This is a genomic window from Nonomuraea dietziae, from assembly GCF_014195505.1.
GTDB lineage: Bacteria > Actinomycetota > Actinomycetes > Streptosporangiales > Streptosporangiaceae > Nonomuraea > Nonomuraea roseola.
This window is the reverse complement of record NZ_JACIBV010000001.1, coordinates 4,339,273-4,361,622: the sequence shown is the minus strand read 5'-3', so window position 1 is coordinate 4,361,622 and position 22,350 is coordinate 4,339,273. Positions and strand designations below refer to the sequence as shown.

16 protein-coding genes are annotated in these 22,350 nt (G+C 63.4%); 7 read left to right on the top strand and 9 right to left on the bottom strand.

The window, feature by feature from the left end; genetic code table 11:
- Positions 1–728 precede the first annotated feature (728 nt).
- The 3 genes from FHR33_RS20570 to FHR33_RS20560 are packed head-to-tail and all read left to right on the top strand — an operon-like array spanning position 729 to position 10,796.
- The gene (locus FHR33_RS20570) at positions 729–10,076 is read left to right on the top strand and encodes an RHS repeat-associated core domain-containing protein (protein WP_183650205.1); all 9,348 of its coding nucleotides are present in this window, start codon (positions 729–731) and stop codon (positions 10,074–10,076) included.
- Entirely contained in the window at positions 9,973–10,584 is a 612-nt protein-coding gene (locus FHR33_RS20565; RefSeq protein WP_183650202.1) for a polymorphic toxin-type HINT domain-containing protein, read from the top strand. The genes FHR33_RS20570 and FHR33_RS20565 overlap by 104 nt, the downstream gene beginning before the upstream one ends.
- A complete protein-coding gene (locus FHR33_RS20560) occupies positions 10,584–10,796 on the top strand; it encodes a hypothetical protein (RefSeq protein ID WP_183650199.1) in 213 nt (70 codons plus the stop codon). Before FHR33_RS20565 ends, FHR33_RS20560 begins: the two co-directional genes overlap by 1 nt.
- A 188-nt stretch (positions 10,797–10,984) precedes the next feature.
- Here FHR33_RS20560 and FHR33_RS20555 read toward each other — a convergent pair whose 3' ends face one another.
- The 8 genes from FHR33_RS20555 to FHR33_RS20525 form a co-directional block, all read right to left on the bottom strand.
- Entirely contained in the window at positions 10,985–12,244 is a 1,260-nt protein-coding gene (locus FHR33_RS20555) for a tyrosine-type recombinase/integrase (RefSeq protein WP_183650196.1), read from the bottom strand.
- A gap of 3 nt (positions 12,245–12,247) precedes the next feature.
- Positions 12,248–12,424: a helix-turn-helix transcriptional regulator gene (locus FHR33_RS20550; protein WP_183650193.1), complete on the bottom strand. Its 177-nt coding sequence runs from the start codon at positions 12,422–12,424 to the stop codon at positions 12,248–12,250.
- Complete coding sequence (locus FHR33_RS20545; protein ID WP_183650189.1) at positions 12,411–13,769, bottom strand: replication initiator; 1,359 nt, start codon at positions 13,767–13,769, stop codon at positions 12,411–12,413. The genes FHR33_RS20550 and FHR33_RS20545 overlap by 14 nt, the downstream gene beginning before the upstream one ends.
- Positions 13,770–13,871: 102 nt before the next feature.
- Positions 13,872–13,994: a hypothetical protein gene (locus FHR33_RS51815; RefSeq protein WP_264083215.1), complete on the bottom strand. Its 123-nt coding sequence runs from the start codon at positions 13,992–13,994 to the stop codon at positions 13,872–13,874.
- Positions 13,991–14,167: a hypothetical protein gene (locus tag FHR33_RS20540; protein ID WP_183650186.1), complete on the bottom strand. Its 177-nt coding sequence runs from the start codon at positions 14,165–14,167 to the stop codon at positions 13,991–13,993. The genes FHR33_RS51815 and FHR33_RS20540 overlap by 4 nt, the downstream gene beginning before the upstream one ends.
- A 17-nt stretch (positions 14,168–14,184) precedes the next feature.
- Positions 14,185–14,811 (bottom strand): DUF2637 domain-containing protein, encoded by a 627-nt coding sequence (locus tag FHR33_RS20535; protein WP_183650184.1) that lies wholly within the window; start codon positions 14,809–14,811, stop codon positions 14,185–14,187.
- Between the two features lie 13 nt (positions 14,812–14,824).
- Positions 14,825–16,204, bottom strand: coding sequence for an FtsK/SpoIIIE domain-containing protein (locus FHR33_RS20530; protein WP_312895639.1), 1,380 nt, complete (start codon positions 16,202–16,204; stop codon positions 14,825–14,827).
- Positions 16,201–16,539 (bottom strand): SCO3933 family regulatory protein, encoded by a 339-nt coding sequence (locus FHR33_RS20525; RefSeq protein ID WP_183650181.1) that lies wholly within the window; start codon positions 16,537–16,539, stop codon positions 16,201–16,203. The genes FHR33_RS20530 and FHR33_RS20525 overlap by 4 nt, the downstream gene beginning before the upstream one ends.
- Before the next feature lie 123 nt (positions 16,540–16,662).
- Here FHR33_RS20525 and FHR33_RS20520 point away from each other — a divergent pair, with 123 nt between their 5' ends.
- From FHR33_RS20520 to FHR33_RS50435, 4 genes are all read left to right on the top strand, one after another.
- A complete protein-coding gene (locus FHR33_RS20520; protein ID WP_183650178.1) occupies positions 16,663–17,031 on the top strand; it encodes a GntR family transcriptional regulator in 369 nt (122 codons plus the stop codon).
- A gap of 259 nt (positions 17,032–17,290) precedes the next feature.
- Positions 17,291–18,328, top strand: coding sequence for a P-loop nucleotide/nucleoside kinase family protein (locus FHR33_RS20515; protein WP_183650175.1), 1,038 nt, complete (start codon positions 17,291–17,293; stop codon positions 18,326–18,328).
- A complete protein-coding gene (locus tag FHR33_RS20510) occupies positions 18,325–18,918 on the top strand; it encodes a nucleoside/nucleotide kinase family protein (protein ID WP_183650170.1) in 594 nt (197 codons plus the stop codon). Before FHR33_RS20515 ends, FHR33_RS20510 begins: the two co-directional genes overlap by 4 nt.
- A 974-nt stretch (positions 18,919–19,892) precedes the next feature.
- Positions 19,893–20,126 carry a GntR family transcriptional regulator gene (locus FHR33_RS50435; protein WP_183650167.1) on the top strand — a complete coding sequence of 78 codons (234 nt, stop codon included), beginning with the start codon at positions 19,893–19,895 and terminating at the stop codon, positions 20,124–20,126.
- Between the two features lie 546 nt (positions 20,127–20,672).
- On the opposite strand, the gene FHR33_RS20500 is transcribed toward FHR33_RS50435, so the two are convergent.
- Positions 20,673–22,190, bottom strand: coding sequence for a coiled-coil domain-containing protein (locus FHR33_RS20500; protein ID WP_221241174.1), 1,518 nt, complete (start codon positions 22,188–22,190; stop codon positions 20,673–20,675).
- Positions 22,191–22,350 lie beyond the last annotated feature (160 nt).

Genomic DNA, 22,350 nt, shown 5'->3' with positions numbered 1-22,350 from the left:
CGGTGATCGCATTGTTTCCGGGGCTGGTCCAGCTGCACCTGCAGCCTGTCGCGGCGGACCCCGTTTCGGTCCCTGTGGCCGTCCCGGCTGTGACGTCCTCCGGGTCTTCCGGTAAGCCACCGGTCCAGCAGTCCGGTTCCGCAAAGAATCTCCCCCATCTGGTTGATTCTGAGGCCACGCGCTTCGACGGTACTCCCGGCCGGAGTACCTCGGACAAGGCAGTGCGGCCGGATGGGGCACTGCCGCTGGAGAAGAGGCATCTGACAACCGAGGAGCCAGCGATTGGCGGGCTGAAGTCTCCACCCCCACTTCCGTGGGCCACTACGCCCACTGATGCTGTCCGCACGAAGCAGGGGACTAAAGCGTCACCCAGAGCTGCTCGGGTACAGGGCGGCGGAATACACAGCGCTCCTTCGTTGAAAGTGGCATCGTCATTTGTGCTGCGCCAGCAGACTCTATCCGCGTCTGGGTCGAGTGTTACTGTCGCCTCCGAACCGACGGTTTCGGAGGTGGAGTCGTCGGGTCAGTTGGCTTCGGGGTTGTGGACGTATTCGAATGTGACGCCGCAGTTTTGGGCGTGGGTGGCGGACCCGGCAAACCGGTATGTGGGGTTGGGTGTTGAGGTTGAGCATGATCCTTCGGCTGCGGGTCAGGGTAGTGGTCTGATCTGGGCGGATCAGACGGCGGGTAATAGTGGCCGGGGTACGGCGACGGCTTATTCTCCGTCTGTGCCGTCGGGGAAGCTGCAGGATGGCTGGTTGATTCGCTGGCGTGTGCGTGGCTTGGCTTCGGATTACTCGGATATGTCGAGTTCGGTGGTGCCGGGGCCGTGGTCGGAGTGGCAGACGGGCAAGATTGATACGAGTAAGCCGACGGTTTCGGAGGTGGAGTCGTCGGGTCAGTTGGCTTCGGGGTTGTGGACGTATTCGAATGTGACGCCGCAGTTTTGGGCGTGGGTGGCGGACCCGGCAAACCGGTATGTGGGGTTGGGTGTTGAGGTTGAGCATGATCCTTCGGCTGCGGGTCAGGGTAGTGGTCTGATCTGGGCGGATCAGACGGCGGGTAATAGTGGCCGGGGTACGGCGACGGCTTATTCTCCGTCTGTGCCGTCGGGGAAGCTGCAGGATGGCTGGTTGATTCGCTGGCGTGTGCGTGGCTTGGCTTCGGATTACTCGGATATGTCGAGTTCGGTGGTGCCGGGGCCGTGGTCGGAGTGGCAGACGGGCAAGATTGATACGAGTAAGCCGACGGTTTCGGAGGTGGAGTCGTCGGGTCAGTTGGCTTCGGGGTTGTGGACGTATTCGAATGTGACGCCGCAGTTTTGGGCGTGGGTGGCGGACCCGGCAAACCGGTATGTGGGGTTGGGTGTTGAGGTTGAGCATGATCCTTCGGCTGCGGGTCAGGGTAGTGGTCTGATCTGGGCGGATCAGACGGCGGGTAATAGTGGCCGGGGTACGGCGACGGCTTATTCTCCGTCTGTGCCGTCGGGGAAGCTGCAGGATGGCTGGTTGATTCGCTGGCGTGTGCGTGGCTTGGCTTCGGATTACTCGGATATGTCGAGTTCGGTGGTGCCGGGGCCGTGGTCGGAGTGGCAGACGGGCAAGATTGATACGAGTAAGCCGACGGTTTCGGAGGTGGAGTCGTCGGGTCAGTTGGCTTCGGGGTTGTGGACGTATTCGAATGTGACGCCGCAGTTTTGGGCGTGGGTGGCGGACCCGGCAAACCGGTATGTGGGGTTGGGTGTTGAGGTTGAGCATGATCCTTCGGCCGCGGGTCAGGGTAGTGGTCTGATCTGGGCGGATCAGACGGCGGGTAATAGTGGCCGGGGTACGGCGACGGCTTATTCTCCGTCTGTGCCGTCGGGGAAGCTGCAGGATGGCTGGTTGATTCGCTGGCGTGTGCGTGGCTTGGCTTCGGATTACTCGGATATGTCGAGTTCGGTGGTGCCGGGGCCGTGGTCGGAGTGGCAGACGAGCAAGGTAGAAGTTGGCAAACCTGCCGGGACGGGACTGGGTGTCCTACCCGCTACGCAGGGTTCGGGGACATGGACGCTATCGTCAGTGACACCATCGTTCTATATGAAGGTGATCGCCGCGAATGGCGCGGCTTCCTATCTGGGTGCGGAGATCGAACGCGATCCTGCGGCGGGTCAGGGCACGGGGCTGATATGGGCGGGTCAGGGATCAACTTCATATGCATCCGGATCGAACGCATGGGTCCAGGTGCCCACGAACAAGCTCACCGACGGCTTAGCGATCCGCTGGCGCGTGCGCGGCGTTACCACTGCGGGTACAAAAGGCGTCTGGTCGGACTGGCAGATAGCTCAGGTCGACTTGAAGAAGCCCTCGGTGGCTGGATTGGGAATGACGCCTGCTACCAACGGCACGGGTATCTGGGCTGTGTCTTCCATGACTCCCTGGGCCTATGCGAAGGTAACCGATCCGGAGAGCCGTGCCTCGTTCCTGAACGTCGAGGTCGAGCATGACCCCTCAGCGGGGGGACAGGGTTCTGGCCTGATCTGGGCAGGCACCGGTCCAACGTCGTACAACTCAGGCTCGAACGCCTGGGTGCAAGTGCCGCCAGGCAAACTGAGTGACGGCTGGCTAGTGCGGTGGCGCGCTCGCGGGCAGACGACGACAGGAGTCAAGGGCCCCTGGTCGGACTGGCAGTCTGCGAGGGTGAACTTGAAGAGGCCGTCGGTGGAAGGTCTCGGAATGGACCCGGCCGTGCGGAGTACGGCGTCGTGGACGGCTGCCACGTTGACCCCGTGGCTGTATGCGACGGTGACCGATCCAGAAAACCGGGCTTCGTATCTGGGTATTGAGGTGGAACATGACCCATCTGTCAATGAGCAGGGCTCGGGGCAAATCTACGCGGGCACGGCGACGACTTCGTACGCGACGGGTACCAAGGCGTGGATGGCGGTTCCTCCTGACACGCTGCAGGATGGGTGGCTGATCCGATGGCGTGTTCGGGGCGTGACCACATCGGGCGTCACCGGGGCTTGGTCGGACTGGCAGTTTGCCAAGGTCAGCGCGCTGCCGTTCGAAACCTTCTCGCCAGCCAACAACACACAGGTCGGGACATTGACCCCGACTCTGTCGGCTCACGCCCGTCCGCTTAGCGAGGCACCCGTCACCTATTGGTTCCAGGTGTGCGCTGGAACCAAGCCGAACTGGACCTGGTGCGAAAGCTCCCCCGACTGGGTGAAGTCCGGAGCCTGGACGGTGCCAGAGAAGAAGCTCAAGTGGGGTGAAACCTATTCGTGGTTCGCCAAAGCAGCCACGAGCACAACCACGGTGACCTCCTCATGGAGGACCTTCACGCCCACCCCCGAACAGGGGGGCATCAACTCGCTGCTGGCCTCCAGCAGCGGCGGGCAGGAATTCGATCACTCGTCGGGTAACTACACGCACACGGAAACCGATATTTCCGTGGCTGCAGTCGGTCTCCCCCTGTCGGTGTCCCGCACCTACAACAGCCTCGACCCGCGTACGGACGGCGCGTTCGGAGCGGGCTGGTCGACCAGATGGGACATGCGGGTCACTCCCGAGCCGCAAACGTCGACGCTGCTGGTGACCTATCCGGCCGGAGAGCAGCTGCGATTCGCGGCCAAGAGCGACGGGACTTACGCCTCACCTCCGGGCACCTACGCGACTCTCGTGAAGCTTCCCGAGGGCGGGTGGAGGCTGATGGACAAGTCCTCCACCTCCTACTGGTTCGACACGGCCGGCCAGCTCACCAAGATCACGGATGCTCGCAACCGCGGCCAGCAACTCGCCTACGGAGCAGACGGAAAGCTGAGCAAAGTCACCGCGACCGGGGACCGCTCGCTGACCTTCACCTGGACCGGTAACCATGTGACGAGCGTGTCCACCGACCCGGTGAACGGCGCTGCGATCACGTGGACTTATGCCTACGAGGGCGACAAGCTGGTGAAGGCATGCCCGCCGATCTCCAATGGCGCCTGCACCACCTACACCTACGGAGATGCCTCCCGCTACCGCAGCCTGGTGACTGACGCCGCACCTCAGGGTTACTGGCGACTGAACGAAACGACCCCCGCCACTGGCACGAAGATCGCAAACTCGGCAGGCTGGAACATCGCTACTGAGGATGCCAAGCTCACCGGCGCCACGGCCGACCTGACAGTGGGCGTCACCGGCGCGCTCAGCGGATCTACGGATCCGGCGATGCGCTTCAAGGGCACCGCGACCTCCACCTACGTATCCCTGCCGCAGGCGACGGTCAGCGGTCAAGGCAACACCCTTGCCGTCGAAGCATGGTTCAAGACCACTGGCTCGGGCACCGTCCTCGGATACCAGAACTCCGCCACCAACACCCCCTCGGCATTCACCCCGATGGTGTACGTCGGTACGGACGGCAAGCTGCGCGGTCAGTTCTACAACGGCAAGTCCGCGCCAATCACATCCTCCACCGTGGTCAACGACGGCGCCTGGCACCACGTCGTCCTCTCAGGTGCTGAAGACACTCAGACGCTGTACCTGGACGGTCAGGCGGTCGGCACCCTGGCCGGCACGATCACCCATGTCGACCAGTGGGAGACGCGGATCGGCTCCGGGTTCGGTTCCTCCGCCTGGCCTGCCACAACCGGATCCACCGCGCCCTTCCCGTTCGCCGGAGACATCGACGAGGTCGCTGTGTACGGCAAGCCGCTGGGCCTGGCCCTCGTCCGCGCCCACTACGCGGCGCGGCTGGCCCAACCTCAGATGACCAAGGTCGTCAGACCTTCCGGCAAGGTATGGGCGGAGAACAGCTATGCGGCCGACGGTGGCCGGCTAAGCGCGCACACAGACTCCAACGGCGGAACGTGGAAGATTTCGACTCCCGTATACGCCAAGGAGACCACCCTCTACACCTCCGCGACGGTCACCGTCACAGGTCCGAACCAGGCCCCTGTGGTTTATATCCACGACGCCTCACGTGGCAATCGGCTGGTATCGCGGACTGACCAGCTCGGGCAAACAACCAAGTACGCCTACGACACTGGAGGCAATCCCGCCAAGGTTGTGGACCGCAACGGTAACGCTGTCGAACTGTCCTACAACGCACGCGGTAACTTGATTGCCAAGAAGACGTGCCGGTCCGCCGACATCTGCTCTACCGAATACTTCGACTACCACCTCAACGTCGATGACCCGTTCGACCCACGGAACGATCAAGTCGTCACGACGCGAGACGGTCGGTCGGCTTCCGCTACCGACGACACCTATGCCTCCACCGTCAGCTACAACAGCTTCGGCGAGATGGTGAAGACGACCACGCCCGCCACCACAGACTTCCCGCAAGGGAACACGGCGACACGAACCTATACCGATGGCAGCGAGGAGGCCGTCGGTGGTGGCCGGGTGCCGGCGGGCCTCGTGGCGACGCTCATCAATCCCCGCGGAGATACGATCCGGTATCGCTACACCGCCGCCGGGGACGTGGTCGAGGAACTCACGCAGAGCGGGCTGAAGGTCTCCAACGAATACGACGCACTCGGCCGCGTGGTGAGCCGCACAGAGACATCCTCGTCTCAGCCGGCAGGGGTGGTCACGACCATCACCTACAACTCCGTTGGCCAAGTGGAAACGCAGACGGCCACCGGCGTGAAGAACGAGATCACCGGCGTCACCCACACCGCCCAACAGCGCTACACCTACGACGCCGACGGCCGTCCGCTGAGCGAAGCGATGGTGGATCTTACTGGCGGGGACGCCGAAAAGAAGATCGTCTACACCTATGACGCCTTCGGCCGCACCGAGACCGTGACCGGCCCCGAAGGGGAAACCGTCCGCTACACCTGGGACCAGACCGGCGCACAAACCAGCGTCACCGACGCCGCCGGCGCGACGATCACCACGGCCTACACCAAACGCGGTGAAGCGGCCTCACGCACGCTGAAGGGCTGGACGGGGAGCCCGCTCGCTCCTCAGCCCGCCCAGGATGTCGTGGTCGAGTCGTTCGCGTATGACCCCGAGGGACGACTGGCCAGTCGCGTTGACGCGATGGGACGCAAGACGTCCTACACCTATTACGCCGACAACCTGCTCGTTCAAACCATCGCCGATGACGCTAAGTTGAACGGCACCTCGACTCCTCAGGACCTGCTGCTCGAAGAGCGCGCCTACGACGCCGCTGGAAACATGACGAAGCAGGTGACCGGGGGCGGCAAGAACACCACGACGTTCACCTACGACGCCGCCAAGCGCCTCACTTCACAGACGCTGGATCCTGCAGGTCTGGCCCGCAAGAGCACATTCGGCTACGACGCCAACGGCCAGGTCATCAACGTGACTCGTACGGCGGCAGGTACCGCACGTAAAGAGAGCACTTCGATCATCTACAACGCGGCTGGCCAAGTGACCCGTCAGACCGTAGAGAACGGAGCCGACGATCTCGTCTCGACCATGTCCTACGACGAGCACGGTTTCCTCACCGAGATGACCGACCCCCGCGGCAACGCGGACGAGGCCAACAAGGCCGATTTCACGACCAGCATGCGCTACGACAGCGCCGGACGGCTGATAGAGGTCCGTGCTCCGCAGGTGAAGGTCGACAAGGACGGCGCCACCACGACCGCCCGTCCCACCACCCGCTTCGGATACGACACCGTTGGCGACCAAACACACGTCATCGACGCCGAAGGTCGCACCACGGTAACGGCCTACGATCGCGGGGGGCGGGTCAAGAGCGTGACCGCCTCCTCCTACACGGCTCCGGCCACACAGACGGTCCTCAAACCGCAGGTCATGTACACCTACGATGCCGCCGGCCGGGTAAAGCAGACCACGGATGCCCGGGGCAACGTCACCGGCTATGAATACGACGTCCTCGGCCGCCAGGTCCGGGTAAGCGGCCCCGCTCCGCAGGGGCAAAGCGCCGGCCGCTGGATGTATGAGTACGACCTACTCGGCGAACTGCTGGCCACCGTCGACCCGATGGGTGCCCGCACCCAGGCTACCTATGACGATCTCGGGCGCCAGGTCAGCGTGACACAGATCGAACGCGCCCCGGCAGCCTCGTACACCACTCTGCTGGAATACACCGACAGTGACGTGCTGGCCAAGAAGACGGCCCCGAACGGTCAGATCACCATGTTCGCCAGCAACCCGGCTGGTGAAGTCGTCAAGCAGACCGACCCGCTGGGAAACGTCACCAGTGCCGACTTCGACCTGAGCGGGCGCCTACTCAAGGTCACCAATCCGTTGGGCAACAGCACCGAATCGGTCTATGACCTGGCCGGGCGACTCACGAAGACCAATGACCTGGACGACAACGGCGCGATCTTGCGCAGCCTCAGCGCGGACTACGACGCCGCCGGCAATCCAACCAGTGTCACCTCTGCCGAGGGACACACCACCCGCAAGGCTTTCGACGCGCTCAGCCGAGTCACCTCATTGATTGAACCGATTTCAGACCAGGACTCGATCACTACCACTTTCGGGTACGACGCCACGGGCAAAGCCACCCGCCGCACCGATGGACGAGGCAACACCACCTGGACCAGCTACAACAGCCTCGGTCTGCCCGAAACCGTCGTAGAACCCGCGACCAGTGCTCATCCCCACTTGACTGACCGCAGCTGGACCAGCAGCTACGACGCGGCAGGCAACCTGTTGACACTGCAGCAGCCAGGCGGGGTGCGCATCGACCGCACCTACGATGCGGACAACAACCTCATCAAGGAAACCGGAACCGGTGCCGAGGTAGCCACCGCCGATCGCCTCTTCGACTACGACTTGGCCGGAAAGCCGACCGTCATCGGTGATCGGGGCATCGAGTACAACGACCGCGGTAATCCCATCAAAATCACCCGCGGCGGAGTGCTTGAGACCAGTTACGGCTATGACGCACTGGGCAACATCACCCAGCGCAACGACGCCTCAGGCAACGCGACGTTCACGTATGACGATGCCAGTCGCCTGGCAACGGCCGTTGATCCGCTGACCAACCGGACTCTCACCTACCAGTACGACAAGAACAGCCGCCTCACCTCACTGAGCGCGACCGGGCAGGCCAGTACGCAGAGCTTCGATTACGACTGGCTGGACCGGCTCACCGAACACACGCTGAAGAACGCCTCCGGCGCCGAGATTTCGAAGATCGCCTACGGCTGGAACAAGGACGATCATCTCACCAGCAAGACCACGATCGGTCTCGCCGGAGCTGGAGCCAATACCTACGGGTACGACCACGCCGGGCGTCTGACCTCCTGGACCGGCCCGGACGGGGCCACGACCAGCTACGCCTGGGACGCTGCCGGCAACCGAGTCAAGGCCGGGGACAAGAACTACACCTACGACGAACGCAACCGCCTGACCTCCGCGAACGGCACCCAATACACCTACACCCCCCGCGGCACCGTGGCCACACAGGCCAAGGACGGCCTGACACGAGGACTGCTGTTCGACGCTTTTGACCAGCTCATCCGTGACGGTGACACCACCTTCGCCTATGACGCCCTCGGTAGGACCGCCACCCGATCCGTCGGTCAGAACCAGCAGACGTTCCTGTACTCCGGCCTGGGCAACGACCTGGCCGCCATCACCGACGCCACCGGTGCAGCCCAGTCAAGCTACAGCCGCGACTTGAACGGTGGCCTGTTCAGCCTGAAGGAAGGTGCCGCTTCAGCTGCAGCGGTCCTGAGCGACCTGCACGGTGATGTGGTCGCCACCTTCACCCTCGACGCGCTTCGTGACTCTGTCTCCTACGACCCCTTCGGAAAGGTCATCGCGCAGACCGGGACCAAACCCAGCCTCGGCTACCAGGGCGAATACACCGACCCGGAATCCGGCAAGGTCAACATGCTGGCCCGCTGGTACGAGCCGGACACTGCTGCATTCACCTCCCGGGATTCCTGGACTCTCGATCCGTACCCCTCAATCCAGGCCAACCGTTACACGTATGCCAACGGCAACCCCCTCACCGGTGTAGACCCCACCGGCCACTACACCTGCTTCGGCTCCGGCTGCTACAGCGGTGGTGGTGGCAGCCTTGTCACCGATGACCCTTGCGCGAGCGGCGGCTGCTGGCTGCCGGGAAGCGGCCTTACGTTTGGAGGCGTAGATTCCCTGGACATGTCTGGCCCTGAAGCCGTGGAATGGCAGGCGGCAAACGGTCACCTTGACGGGCCAGGACTGAACGAGGAAGAGCGGGAACGCTGGGGAGGCCAGTACACCGCTAGCGGGCAGTTTCTGAACGAAAAGTCCCGTAAAAAGTATGAGGCTCTTCCCGGTAATGCAAGACTGGCCTATGACAGGGCAGTGCACTATATGGGCGATGTAGCTCTCTACGAATTCCTTGACTATTTGTACGCACACAATGCGCAGCGCAAAAAGACAAACGGTAATGCTAGCAGTAGTGGCGCAGGTGGGTACGCGGGTGGACCGGATCTTCCAGACACAAGGACCTATAGGGATCCATGTGTCAAGGACCAGGCAAGTCTCGCCTGTAAGTCAGCGCGATTCAAATATGCCCTCAATAAGCACCTTGCCAACGATAAAAAACTCAAGCAGGCTCTGCAAGAGCTAGTGAAGGCGGTCGCTGAGGCTACCGATCTAAAACAAGATATCGATAACGCTATTAAATGCCTCAATAGCGGTGATGCGGGTGCTTGTATTGAGACGGCTATAACCGTCCTCACCAGCTCCGTTGGTGGAGCGCTAGTCAAGCGAGGACTTAGTTTCGTCTTTAATTGGGCAAAAAAGGTCGAGCAGTTCAAAAAAGTTTTTGACATTGGCAAGAAAGTTGTGGCCAAGCTCAACGCTTGGTTCGATTCGCGTGCACATAGGGCCCAGGCTAAGCGGGAGTTGGACACTGCCATCGCGGCGTGCAAGAAGAACAGCTTCGCCCCGATCACCCCGGTGCGCATGGCTGATGGCACGTTCAAGCCCATCGAAGAGATCCAGATCGGTGACCAAGTCCTAGCCACCGACCCCGAAACCGGTAAGGGCCGAGGCCAAGCCAGTGGTCGCGCTGATCGTCGGCAACGGCGCGAAGAACCTTGTCGACATCACCGTCGATACCGACGGCAGCGGCGGCAGCGAGACCGGCGTTATCGTCGCTACTGACAATCACCCCTTCTGGGTGCCAGTGCTGGCGGAGTGGAAGGACGCCATAACACTCGAACCCGGTCAATGGCTACAGACCAGCGCTGGCGCCAACGTTCAGATCACAGCTGTCACCAGGCGCCTGCCCCTCAACGAGCGGGTCCACAACCTGACCATCGCAGACCTGCACACCTACCATGTTGGCGTTGGAGCAGTGGATGCTCTTGTTCATAATGAGGTTTGTGATGCAGCTTGGGGTGGCGCGCTTCATATTCAAGAGGAATGGCAGAAGGGCAACAGGAACCACGGAATCCCTGGCGTTGATATGAGAAACGTTGATCAAATTGCTGAATACTTGGACGGCATTCTCACGGGGCCGGGTGGCCGTAGCGTCCAGGGCGGGAAGACGGTCTATTATGACGAGGCGCGCGGCTATATGGTCTTGCGAGCGAGCGACTATATGGCTACAGGGAGAAAGATGAGCAAAGAGCAGTTTAGCGCCTGGTACAATAAGCACAAGGACAACTGATGGCTACGCTGGGACTGGGTGAGGGAGAAGCCTATCGATGGGAGCTGTCGAACAGAGAGCTGACGCTCATTTTCGATAGCCTTATCGATTCATTGTCGCGTAATTCTCCACAAGAGATTGAGCTTTTCTTTGGATGGAGTGCTGAAGAAATTCAAAGATTTGTTGATGAAATTAATCGACAAATCCAAGAGTTGAAACACGAAAATGGCTAGCCATTCCGGTCAGAAGTCTCTCGGAAGGCCATGGATGGGCGGTCACCGTCTCAGCCCAACATCGCAAGAGGCCGCGCGGCTGGATTCCTAACGATCCGAATCAACCTCGACACCACGGCAGGCGTGCCTAACGAAGCGGACCACGTCGTCGCTGACGTAGTCCGCGCGATGGAGATCTTGCAGGAGAGCTAGGCCAAGCCCTCCGTGCTGACGGTGGTAGGTCGAGGCTTGAACAGCCGACTGTCGATCGCGTGCCTGGCACGGTCATGTGAGCCAGGCATCATGTGGGCGTAGACGCGGAGGGTGAAGGACGGGTCCGCGTGGCCGAGGTACTCCGCCAGTTCCCTGACCGAGACGCCGCCGGCCAGCATGACGCTCGCGTAGTAGTGGCGCAGCTGGTGAATGCCCTCTTTCCGGGTCGTGGTGAAACGGCTGCGCTGGCGAGCGTCCTTCGCGGGCGGCGGGATCACTCCGGCGGATACCAGGGCCGGCTTCCAGACGAGTTCGCTGTAGGAACGTGCTCGCACGAACCGGTCATCGGTCCAGCGGAACAACAGGTTGTGGATGCGAGGCTTTCCATTGGGCTTCTCCCAGGGCAGGGTGCACAGCAAGGGCGGGTGCTGGGCGACGTGTGCCCGGATCGCGGCGGCGGCCCAGGCGGGGAGCGGTGCCGTACGCTCTCGGTCGTTCTTCGGCAGCGCAAAAACGTGTTTGTCTCCCAGTTTCTTGATCTGCCGCCGGATACGGACGGTTTGTTCGTCGAAGTCGATGTCTTCTAGGGCGAGCCCGAACAGCTCTCCCTGCCGTAGACCGCACGCCGCAGCGATGATCGGGAGCGCGCGCAAGAAGGCCGGGTGTGCGTCGATCACCGCGTGTACTCGCTCGTCAGGCCACGCGATGACTTCCTCTCCCACTCTCTTCGGAACGTGGACGATCGACGACTTCGCGGGGTTCTTCTTGATGGCGTCATCAGCCACGCCCAGCTCCAGAACCCCCTGCAGGACCAGGAACGAGGTCTGAACCGTGGAGCTTTCGAAGCGCTCGCTCAGCTCACTGATCCAGCGCTGGATATCGGACGGCTTGATGCCCTTCACCTGGCGGCGGCCGAAGGCGGGAGCGACGTGAAGACGGTGGATGTATTCGTAGCGGATCTTCGTTGACGGATCGACGATGCGGGAGCCGAGCCAGCGATCTGCCAGCTCGCCGAAGACCACCTTCCCGGCATGCGGGTCGATGTAGTCACCGCGAGCCACGTCGGTCTCCATGGCAGCGGCCTTCTTCTCGGCGTCCGCCTTGCGCTCGAAGGCCGCAGACCGCTCCTTGCCGTCGGGGTCGAGCCAGACGGCCAGCCATCGCTTGCCCTTGCCATAGCGAGCTGATCGGACTCGTTCGGTACGGCCGTCCTGGCGGGTGACGGTCTTAATCCACAGGTCTTTGACGAAGGCCATCGGCTACCCCTGTTCCCGGACCCAGGAGATGACGTCCTCGGGCACGTAGCGAAGGTGTCGGCCGATCCGATGGCTGGTGGGGCCGATCCGGTGGTGTCGCCACTGGTAGAGGGTGGCCACGGGGACGCGGAGGTAGCGCGAGACGTCGTCGACGTCCCAGAGCCTGTCATCGGCTTTCATGGGTGCTTCTCCTCTCGGCGTGGGCGGCGAGGAGTGCGTCCACGGGGGAGAGGCCCTTGCCGACGTACTCCCAGTGGGCGATGACGAGGACGGTGTCCTCGTCGAAGAGGGGCAGGCGACCGGTGGTGATCGCTTCGGCGCGGACGTGCTCGGTGCGGTCGGCGCGGATGTCGCCCATGGTGGTGGAGTAGTGGCGGGACTTGGTGGAGAAATGGCCGCGGAAGCCGAGCATGTGCGCCCACTGGGTCAGCCGGAGGTCGGCCAGTTCGTCGAGGGCGCCCAGGTGCATGCAGGCGGCGATGAGGCGGCGGGCGTGGTCCCGAACAGGGAGGGTGTCGAGGTCGGTGAGTGGGTTGACGCGCTGGTCGAGGGCGCCGACGCATTCGGCTGCCTTGGTGGCGTACTTGGCGACGTAGGAGGCGACCGCCTGCTCGGTGAGGTCGCCATCCATGGCGATACGTCGGGTATCGAGCTGCTTTCCCCACCTCAGAACCCGAGCCGGTTCGTCGCCCGCGGCGGGGATGGTGACGGTCACCGCTGAAGCAGCGTGTCGTACGGCCTGCGCCAGCGATTCGGCACTCGCCCAGGGCGGTGGCGGGGATTCGGGACCGTCTGGGCCGTCGAGGCGGATGATGGCATGTAGGTGGACGACTCCGCGCCGCTGGTACTCGGCCACTTTGGCGAAGGAGATCGTCACTCGCTCCTTGAGCGCCTTGAGGGTCAGGCCGGACAGCTTGGCGAAGCGCCGGCGCAGGGCTTCGGTGAAGCGGCGCCACAGCTCGGGCGCCACGGCGTTGAACAGGACCGAGCCGGAGTAGTCGTAGCAGTCGGGGCACAGCGGTTCGCCGAGGCGTGCGTCGTCGGGGCTGTGCTTGGCCGTACAGGAAAGGACGCGGCCGTGCGGGCAGGTGCGGGCGTTGCGGCGTGGGTGGCACGGCAGGTGCTTGGCGCCGCGCTCGCGGCGGGTGTGGACGAGACCGAAGGAGGGAGCGGTGAGGGTCACGAACAGGCACGGGTGCGTGACCACCGTGGGAGGCACCCCCTTGCCGCCGACGAGTCCGGCGAGGATCAGGTGGTAGGTGTCGGCGCGGTAGGTCTCAGCGCACGACGGGCATCGAGAGGCGCGGCGGGTCTTGCAGGGGACGCGCAGGACGCCACCGGGTTCGGTGGCGGTGGTGTAGGTGTGCAGCCGGCGTCCGGTGGCGGGGTCGACGTGCAGGACGTGGCCGCGCAGGTGGATGGGCTGCCGGCAGCCGCCAGTACGGCGGATCTGGGCGACCCAGCGGTCATGGTCGGGGGCGTCGAGCCGGGCGATGAGCTCGGCTACGGTGTCGGGGCTTGCCATGATGGGGCTGTCCCTTCCGGGCTTCGCGGTTCGGTTCGGGATGGCCCCCGACGTGACGGACGTCTTGGCGGATGTATGGTCACGCCGGGGGCGCCGAAGGCTTCAGCAGTAGCCGTGGCCTTCGCAGTGCGGGCAGTTGTCGCCGTAGCTGTCGATGCCGGTTCCGCCGCAGGTGCAGCACTGATGCCGGGGCGGAGCGGCGGGCGGGATAGCGTCTTCGCTCATGTGATCCACCTCCCTCCCGTGGAGCGGTTCGGGGCGGTGTTGATGAACACGCGCCAGGTGTACGGGCGACCGGTCTGGAGCAGCGTGGAGACGGAGCCGACCGGTAGGACGGTGCGGATCTGACGGATGGCGTGGGCGAGTTCGGCATGGGTGCCGTCGATGCGGATGCGCATGGCTGTCTTCCTCCTGTTCAGGCGGGGCTGTCGCGCAGGGTGCGCAGCAGGTCTGAGGCGAGTTGGCTGGATACGCCCAGCCGGGCGCGCAGGGTGTCGCGGGTGATGGGTTTGCCGTGGCGTGTCTGGTGTTCGTGGGCGACGCGGCGGGCGTAGTCGAGGAGCTCGCCGACCGGCCCGTTCTGATCCGGTACGGCCAGCGCGGTCGTCTCCGGTACGGCGGGCGGGACGGGGACGAGGTCTGAGGACGGTTCGGGACGGGGTTCGGATGCGCGGCGCTCCAGCATCGAGACCGCGACCAGGAAGGCGCCGGCGGGTGTGGCGGCGGTGATCCATCCCCAGGGCGACGGTTCGGCTTGGGCGAGGTTGGCGGCCAGCGACAGGACGATCCCGCTCGTCAGGACGAGGGTCGGCCAGGAGATCCAGCCGTTCCGTTCCCGTCCGTTCTTGCGGTCGCGCTGCCGTTCTCGGGCGGCCATGACGCAGGTGAGGTCGACGCAGACCGCTACCGCCCAGGCCATCCAGCCCGTCTGTCCGTGCTCGGTGGCGGTGTCGCGGATGTGGGTGAAGCTGCCCGCTCCAGCGATCAGGGCGAGGATCAGCACCGGCGCGGTGTCGGCCAGGCGGGCGGCGTCGGGGGTCATCGAAGTTCTCCTCTCAGGCGGCCAGTTCGGGGTTGCCGTTGGCGGGCAGCTCGTGGCCGAGTCCGCTGGCGGCGACTTGGGCCCAGGACGGCGTGAGGTCGGCGAAGGTGTGGGCGGCGCGTTCGGCGGCTTCGGTGGAGACGTAGCCGGAGCGGGCCCGGTACCAGCGGCCGTCCGCGCCGGTGATCACGGCGACGCCGGGCATCTCGGGGGCAATGGAGCGGGCGGCGACCAGGGCGTCGGGGTCGAGGTCGCCGAGGGTCATCACCGCGGTTTCGGGGTCGTTGACGCGGTGGCAGACGCGCCCGCCGATCTGGGCGCGCAGCGCGGTGACGCCGGGGCCGAGGTCGGAGCCGATGCGTTGGCCGGACAACAGGAGGTGTATGCCGAAGGCGCGGCCGAGTTGGGCGATGCGTAGCAGGGCGGTAGCCGTACGGGTGACTTGGTCCTTTTCGGTTTTGTCGGCGGTCAGGAAGAGTTCGGCCAGCTCGTCGATCAGGATGACGACGGGGATGGGGCGAAGGGTGTCGGGGAGTTGCCAGATGTCGCGGACGCCGTGCCGGCGGCAGGCCAGCATGCGCGAGCCCATGACGGTGATGAGGTCGGTTAGCAGGTCGAGGCACTGTTCGCGGGTGGTGGCCAGTGCGGACAGCCGAGGGCCGTAGACCGACAGCTCCACGCCGCCTTTGAGGTCGAAGCCGACCATGGCGACCGGTTGTGGGGACAGGCTCACGATGAGGGCGTTGAGCAGGTTGGACTTGCCGGATTGGGTGGCGCCTACGTTGATCCAGTGCGGGATGAGTCGGAAGTCCATCCGCCAGGCGGCGCCGGTTTCCAGTACGCCGACGATGGGACGCAGCAGGTCGTCAGCAGACCAGCCGGTCGAAGGCTCAGTTGGAGGTTCGGCAGGCGCGACGTGAGTCAACGGGTCTTGGGTGATGCCTTGCAGGGTGACGCGGCCAGGCCGGGAGCCGACGACGCGGACGGCCTCGATGCGCCAGGCGTGCGCCAGCCGTTCGCAGACCTTGGCGTAGTCGTCGGGGACCTGGCCGTCGAGCAGATGGAACGTGATGCGGAAGCCGTTCCGCGTGGGCCAGGGCAAGCCCATCCATGGCTTGGTGTCAACCGCGACCCGCTGGAACCGCCGCTTGACGCGGACGACGCCGGTGGAGGCGACCAAGCCGGGGATGGTGGTGAACCACCAGCGCTGTCGCTTCTTGGTGAGCCCGCACCCGGAGGCGACGTGCCGCCAGGACCAGCGCAGCCACACGGCCTTGCGAGGGAAGACGAACAGGTACCAGTAGGAGACTGGCGCCCAGCGCCGCCACAGGATCAGCAGGAGCAGCGCGGCGAGGGCCTTGATGACGGGATGGTGAATGTCGATGTCGATCACTGGCCCGCCGCCGTTCTTCCGGCACCGGCCGGGATGAACGCCTGCGCTCGGTAGGAGATGCCCCACCGGCCGCCGGTTTCCCAGACGTAGCCGAGCAGGCCCACGGGGACGACCTCGTCACCGACGTTGATCTGCGGTTCGGGGGTCGTGCTGACCTTGACGAGCTCCATGCGGCTGGACTCGTCCTCGAACAGCAGCGTCAGTTCGTACATGACGTTGCCGTCCTTGTCGCGCTTGATCTCGCCGGTGTCCTTGCTGACCAGGCGCGGCTTGGGGGCTTTGACGCAGGTGATCTGGAGCTTGGTGACGTCGACGGGGATGGGGATGGCTCGCATGATCTTTCCTTTGATAAGGGGATGCTTAGAAGACATGGAACGCTTGGAATTCTAAGTTGTCAAGGAGTTCTTTGACCGCTTGGTTGCGGTGTGCTCAACTTGGGGTGGACGAGGAGGGCGCAGATGGTGGAGAAGTCGGGCCGGCCGGCCTATTTGCAGATCGTCGACGACCTGAGCGAGCAGATCCTCCGGGGAACGTTGGCGCCTGGTGACGCGCTCCCCTCCATCGCCCAGCTCGGCGAGCGCTACGACGTCTCGGCCAGCGTGATCAAGTCAGCCGTCAGCGTGCTTCGCACTCAGGGGTTGGTCGTCGGCCAGCAAGGCAAGGGCGTGTTCGTCAGCGAAACACCGCCCGCGACCGGCCCCGCCGATGACATCGACAGCGAGGTCCTGGCCCAGCTGGCGGACATGCGCCGCACCCTCAAGGAACTGGGGGATCGGCTTGCGGCTCTGGAGTCGACGGTGTTCCCAAAGCCGAAGCGATCTCGCTGACCCGACAAGTCAACTCCTCAAGTTCCGCCCTGATCTCCGCCAGTTCCCGGATGACTCGGTGCCGGTTCGTCTCCATCGCCATCTCCTTGTGCTGCGTTTCTTCGGAGTGGCTTAAGTTCACCGTGACCTGGGGATTTCCGGTATCACGCGGATGTAGTTAAGCTTCTTCAGTTCGGCTCAACAGCATTTACACGTCTGTTTTCACATGCACGACCCGCACACCGCGCACCGCCCCCCAGTGTGAAGGCGAAGGTATGCAATGAAGACGACCCAGCGAACTGGCTGGACCCCCTCCCGCCTGCGCGAACACCGCGAGGCACATGGACTCACACTCGAAGCCGCAGGCGAGCGACTACGGCAGGCAGCGGCGAGGCATGGCTTGACCGTTCCTGCAGCCAACTTCCAGACCCTCTGGGGACACGAACAGGGCACGGTGTTTCCCGGCCCGCACTACCGGCGTGCTTACTGCCTGCTTTACCAAGCCACCGAACCTGAACTTGGCTTTCGTCCAGCTTTGCCCGGTGAATCACAGAAAGCGGAAATCGTGATTTCTGATTTGCCTCCGCCTGCTGACCCTGTCGCCGACAACGCCGCCGCCCAGGTCATCGAGGAAGCATTCACCAAGGTCTCCATCGGCGGCATCGAGCCGGGCAACTCACCCCAGGCTCTCCTGCGCAACCGCGTTGTCGACGCCTGGCGCCGACGACACGGCGGAGGCAGCCCCAAGCCGATCCTGGTCCTGGTCGGCGGATACGCCGGATCAGGCAAGACCGAGTTCTCCCGCTTCCTGTCGGACATCACAGGGTGGGCCTTCCTGGACAAGGACTCCCTCACGCGGTGCATCGTCGAGCGTCTCCTGGTCTCACTCGGCGGCGACCCCAACGACCGGCACACCGACCTGTATCTCAAGGAGGTCCGGCCGCTGGAGTACCGGTGCCTGATGGAAACGGCATGGGACAACCTCAACATCGGCACCTCCACCATCCTCTCGGCGCCGTTCATCGCGGAACTGAAGGACGAGGCATGGTTCACCCGGCTGGAGAATCGGTGCGCGGCGAAGGGCATCGACGTCGCGGCCATCTGGGTCCGCTGTGATCCCGAGTCCATGCGCGAGTACATCGAGTTCCGCGGAGCCGCTCGTGACGCGTGGAAGCTGGACAACTGGGACCAGTACGCCGAAGGACTAGCCGTAGACACCAGCCCGCCCACCGCGCACATCACTGTCGACAACCGGCTTGGCGCCGCCATCAGTCTCGCCGACCAGACCCGCGAGGCGCTCAAGCGGATCCTGGCGTGAGCACGCAAGGGATCGTCCTGTACGGCCCTCCCGCTAGCGGCAAGGACACCGTTACCGCCGCGCTGCACAGTCTCGACCCGCGGTTCGTCCTGCTGCCCAAGCTCAAGGTCGGCGCCGGGCGAGCGGCGGGATACGAGTTCGTCACGAGTGAGCACTTGGGCAAGCTCCGCGACGAAGGCCGGCTGCTGGTCGAGACGCGCCGCTACGGCAACGTCTACGCCATCGACCGCCAAGCCATCGAGGTACGGCACGCCGCCGGGTACGTGCCCGTCGTCCACATGGGCAACATTCCAGACCTCCGCCGGCTCATCGGACGCGTCCCCGACTCGTGGCTTCGAGTCCTGCTGTGGGTCCCGCGTGAGGTCACCGAGCTGCGCTCGCGGGCTCGCGGGGATATCGACACTGGCAAGCGCCTGACGGCATGGGATGAGACGGTCGACGACCTCGAAGCCAACACCGACGCAGGATTCTTTCATCTGCGGCTCCACACCGACCGGCTCAGTCCGGAAGCAGCGGCGAAAGAAATCATGAGCGCGTACGACCGTCTGCGGGTGGCCGGATGTCCTCACGAGGAGGGTTCCCACCGTTGAGTCGCGCCGCGACCTGGTCAGGGATCAGGTCGAGGCGCCACCACGTATCGCAATCCTGACAACGCGCCCCGTCCACGACAGGACACTGATAAGTCCACTCGACGTTGTCGTGCGGGCAGTCGGGCCCGCTCCGATAGCTCTTGGCGCATCGCTCCGCGGTAACAGACGACTCGTCAACTGTGATGATGAGCGGCGCGTCACCCTGACCTTGGCGACAGGTCGGGCATGTGATCGCTAGCGAGCGCGCGAACGCCTCTTCAAGCCGCTCCTGTTCCTCGATGAGCGAGACCAGCGCCGACGAGGAATCCGCGATCAAATGCCGTGTGAGACCCGCTCGTAGCTCGGAACGGGTGAGCGACCGATCAGGATCACGACGGGCCGAGAAGACGCCCCGCTCGTCCACAGTGGTGCGCCAGCCATCGACGTGCGGGCCGTTCGCCAGAACGATGCCGAACTCTGCGGCTGACGGCACCACGGTACCTCCGTCCGCGTCGAGATGCCGGGCCCTCAACGCGCACGCCCGTCGAGGATCGCCGCCCAAAGTCGCTCCGCCTCGGACGTACGCAGCCAGTGGGACTCGCGCACGGTCAGGGGACTGTCTCGGCGATCAAGACGCCGCACGAACACCACTCCTGCCGCTGCGCACAGCTCGTATACGACGTTGCGACAGCCGCAGGTGTGCTCCCGCACGCGAACCCGCTCGGCGCGCGCGGTGCTCTCGTACCAGGTGACCGGCTCGCAGTCCGGCCTTCTGGGCGCCGGGTGGGTCCCGTGATACGTCGCAAGTTCCACATCTGGTCTGAGCATGGCTTCACCCCTGCGGCTCATCTGCGCTGCTATGGCCAGGCCGCCCCGAAGAGAGCCGGGACGGTACGTCACGCAGGCAGCGTAGCTCGCCTGTACACCCCTGTCCATGCCATGGCATGCCATGAGCTGCCTGATAGTGCCTGAACAGGGCTTTCTATGGTTAGAGAGTGATCGACTTCGAGCCAGATCGCTCCAGGTGGGAGCAGATAGCCGACGTGCTTCGCGCACGCATCGTTGACGGCACCTATCCACCCAAGCATCTGTTGTCCGAAGTCCAGCTCATGCAGGAGTTCGGGGTGGCACGTGGGACCATCCGCAAGGCCATGCAGCGACTTCGCGATGAGACCCTCATCTACACCGTGCCCAATCTCGGCAGCTTCGTGGGCCAACGGAAGCCCTAAGGCGACGCCGCCCAGTAGCACGGCTCGATGAGAACTTTCTCTTCTCTCTCAAGCCGCCGCCGATGGCGGCGGGCGGTCGGGCCGGACCGGGCGGGCGTGCGGCCTCTCCGGGCCGGTCCCGCCCGACCGGCCCACCGCACATCGAACGCAGGCCCAGCGACGCGGGAAAGCCTCACCACAGACAGCGCCGAAGCAAGGCGAGACCGTCATGATCAGCACAGGCGCAAGCATGCCTCCGGCGGGGATCTCCAGCCCCGAGGTGATCGCCACGCGCGAGCCGGGGCGCTGGATTGGCTGAGGAGGAAGTCTGATCATCTCGCCCGCTATCGACCCGGGCAAGCCCAGCAGGCCGGCTCCTCCGTACCAAGCCCGGCTGTGCAGGCAGGACAACGGATGAGCGAGGAACGGCGGCCGGTCAACGTACACGCGAAGCCGGGCTTGACACTCCGTCCCCGGCCCGCTGCCGCTACGCGACGGGTCGACAGCGAACGAGGTGATCGGAGGCCTAACGTCTAGCGCGAAAGCATGACATCCGTTGCTGCAGAATCAAACAGGAAACGGGAAAAACCCGTAACGGCCATGATCGAGCCGCTTGGTAAAGTGAATAAGCTTCGCCTCTTCTGACAAATTTGGCGGAGGATCGGTGTTCTCAACAACGATGCATTGGCCGTCGAACTGAAAATCTAGGTACCGATAGAAAGCATCGGAAACACTTGCAAACTCCTCATCCGTGGGTCCGGCACCCGCCCCAGGCTCCGGTTCACGGTAGGTAATAAGCGGAGAGTCGAGGACTATGAAACCGGGGTGCTCGAGATCGCGATCGAAACAGTACTGAGCCAACCCCAGTGTAAAAGCTGCATGCAGGATGGATCGCACGCCCTTTCCTCGCGATCCTCTAGCTTGATCGCCCACAATTAGATCATTTGAATTTTTGTCATAAGTTACAGAGTCGGCGATGGGAACCGACCACTGATGAAGCACTTCTTTAATGGCTCCAGCAAGCTCCACCAATACTTTGTCATTAACGCTGGAAGAGGTTGGCGGATTTTCTGGTCCTTCGGGCTGAACGGCAGCCTGCAGCGCTTCTAGCTTCTCTATCTGAGCATGTGTGGCGAGCTTCCCCTCGATATCTGATCGCACGCTCATGAGTTCCTGTATAGCCACTCGCTGAGGCTGAAGGTCTTCGTCGAAAGCATTGATTCGTTGCCGCAGATCCTGGATGGCGTTGGTTGATCTGAGGATACCCGACTGCAAGCGCTCTTCTTGCGCTCGAAGATCTGAGAGTGTAATAAGGAGATCCTCCCGAAGCGTGTTAGTCTTTTGGATCTCGGCTAGAACTGAGTTCCCGAATGCTGTGATCTCTTCCGCGCTGTGCATGTCAGCGGCTTGATGCTCAACTTGCGCGCCACAAAACACACATACACCTGGACGGAAAAAGCCAAGTAGGCTGCCAGCCTCCCGGACCATCTCAAGCCTCTCCAGGTCAGAATCGTATTTGGCGCGGAGAAGAGAGAAACGAGCTATTAGCTCGTGTACCTCTTCTAGCCGTGATTGGTAGCTGCTGTAGGTGCGTGTCGCCGAGGCATGCTCGGTGGCAACGCCAGCCCGGCCCTCAAGTATTGAATCAATCTCAGAAGTGTGGTCCTGAATAGAATTATCGAGGCGGGACAACCGTTCGTTGAGCTCAAGGGGGGTGTCGGAGGCGGTTAGGGATTCTCTGAGATCCCTGATAACCACGTCAAGCACTTCCGCTTTCCCTCTGCCGATTTTTCGCCGTTCAGCTGCGCCGGCGTCCTGGGCGATCGCGCTATCATCCTCACCCTGCAAAAGCAGCTTGAGCGTTGAGATCTCTGCCGTCGTCGTGGTGTATTGCCCCGAGAGCGCTGGCGGAGTAGCAGATTGCATCTTGGTTTCATCGATGATGCACAGAAAGCAGAGATTTCGGAAGCTTAGGGGGACGGTTTCATTACGCTTGTTTTTCCGAACCTGGCGGCCATCCAGGCCGATTTGCCGTAGCAAGAAACCACTAAGACTGTCGGTCTTGGAGCTTGCCTGCCCATGCACCGCAGCCAATCTGAAGTCCGGCGGGGAACTGGGAACGCTCGTGAGGTCGCCGTGATAGGCCCGAAAGGAACCGCCTCGAAGGGATCGTTCTAGGGTTAGAGTAGTGTCATTCGGAAGCACGAGTCCCAGCAGAATTGTAGAGTACGGCTCTGCTTCAGGG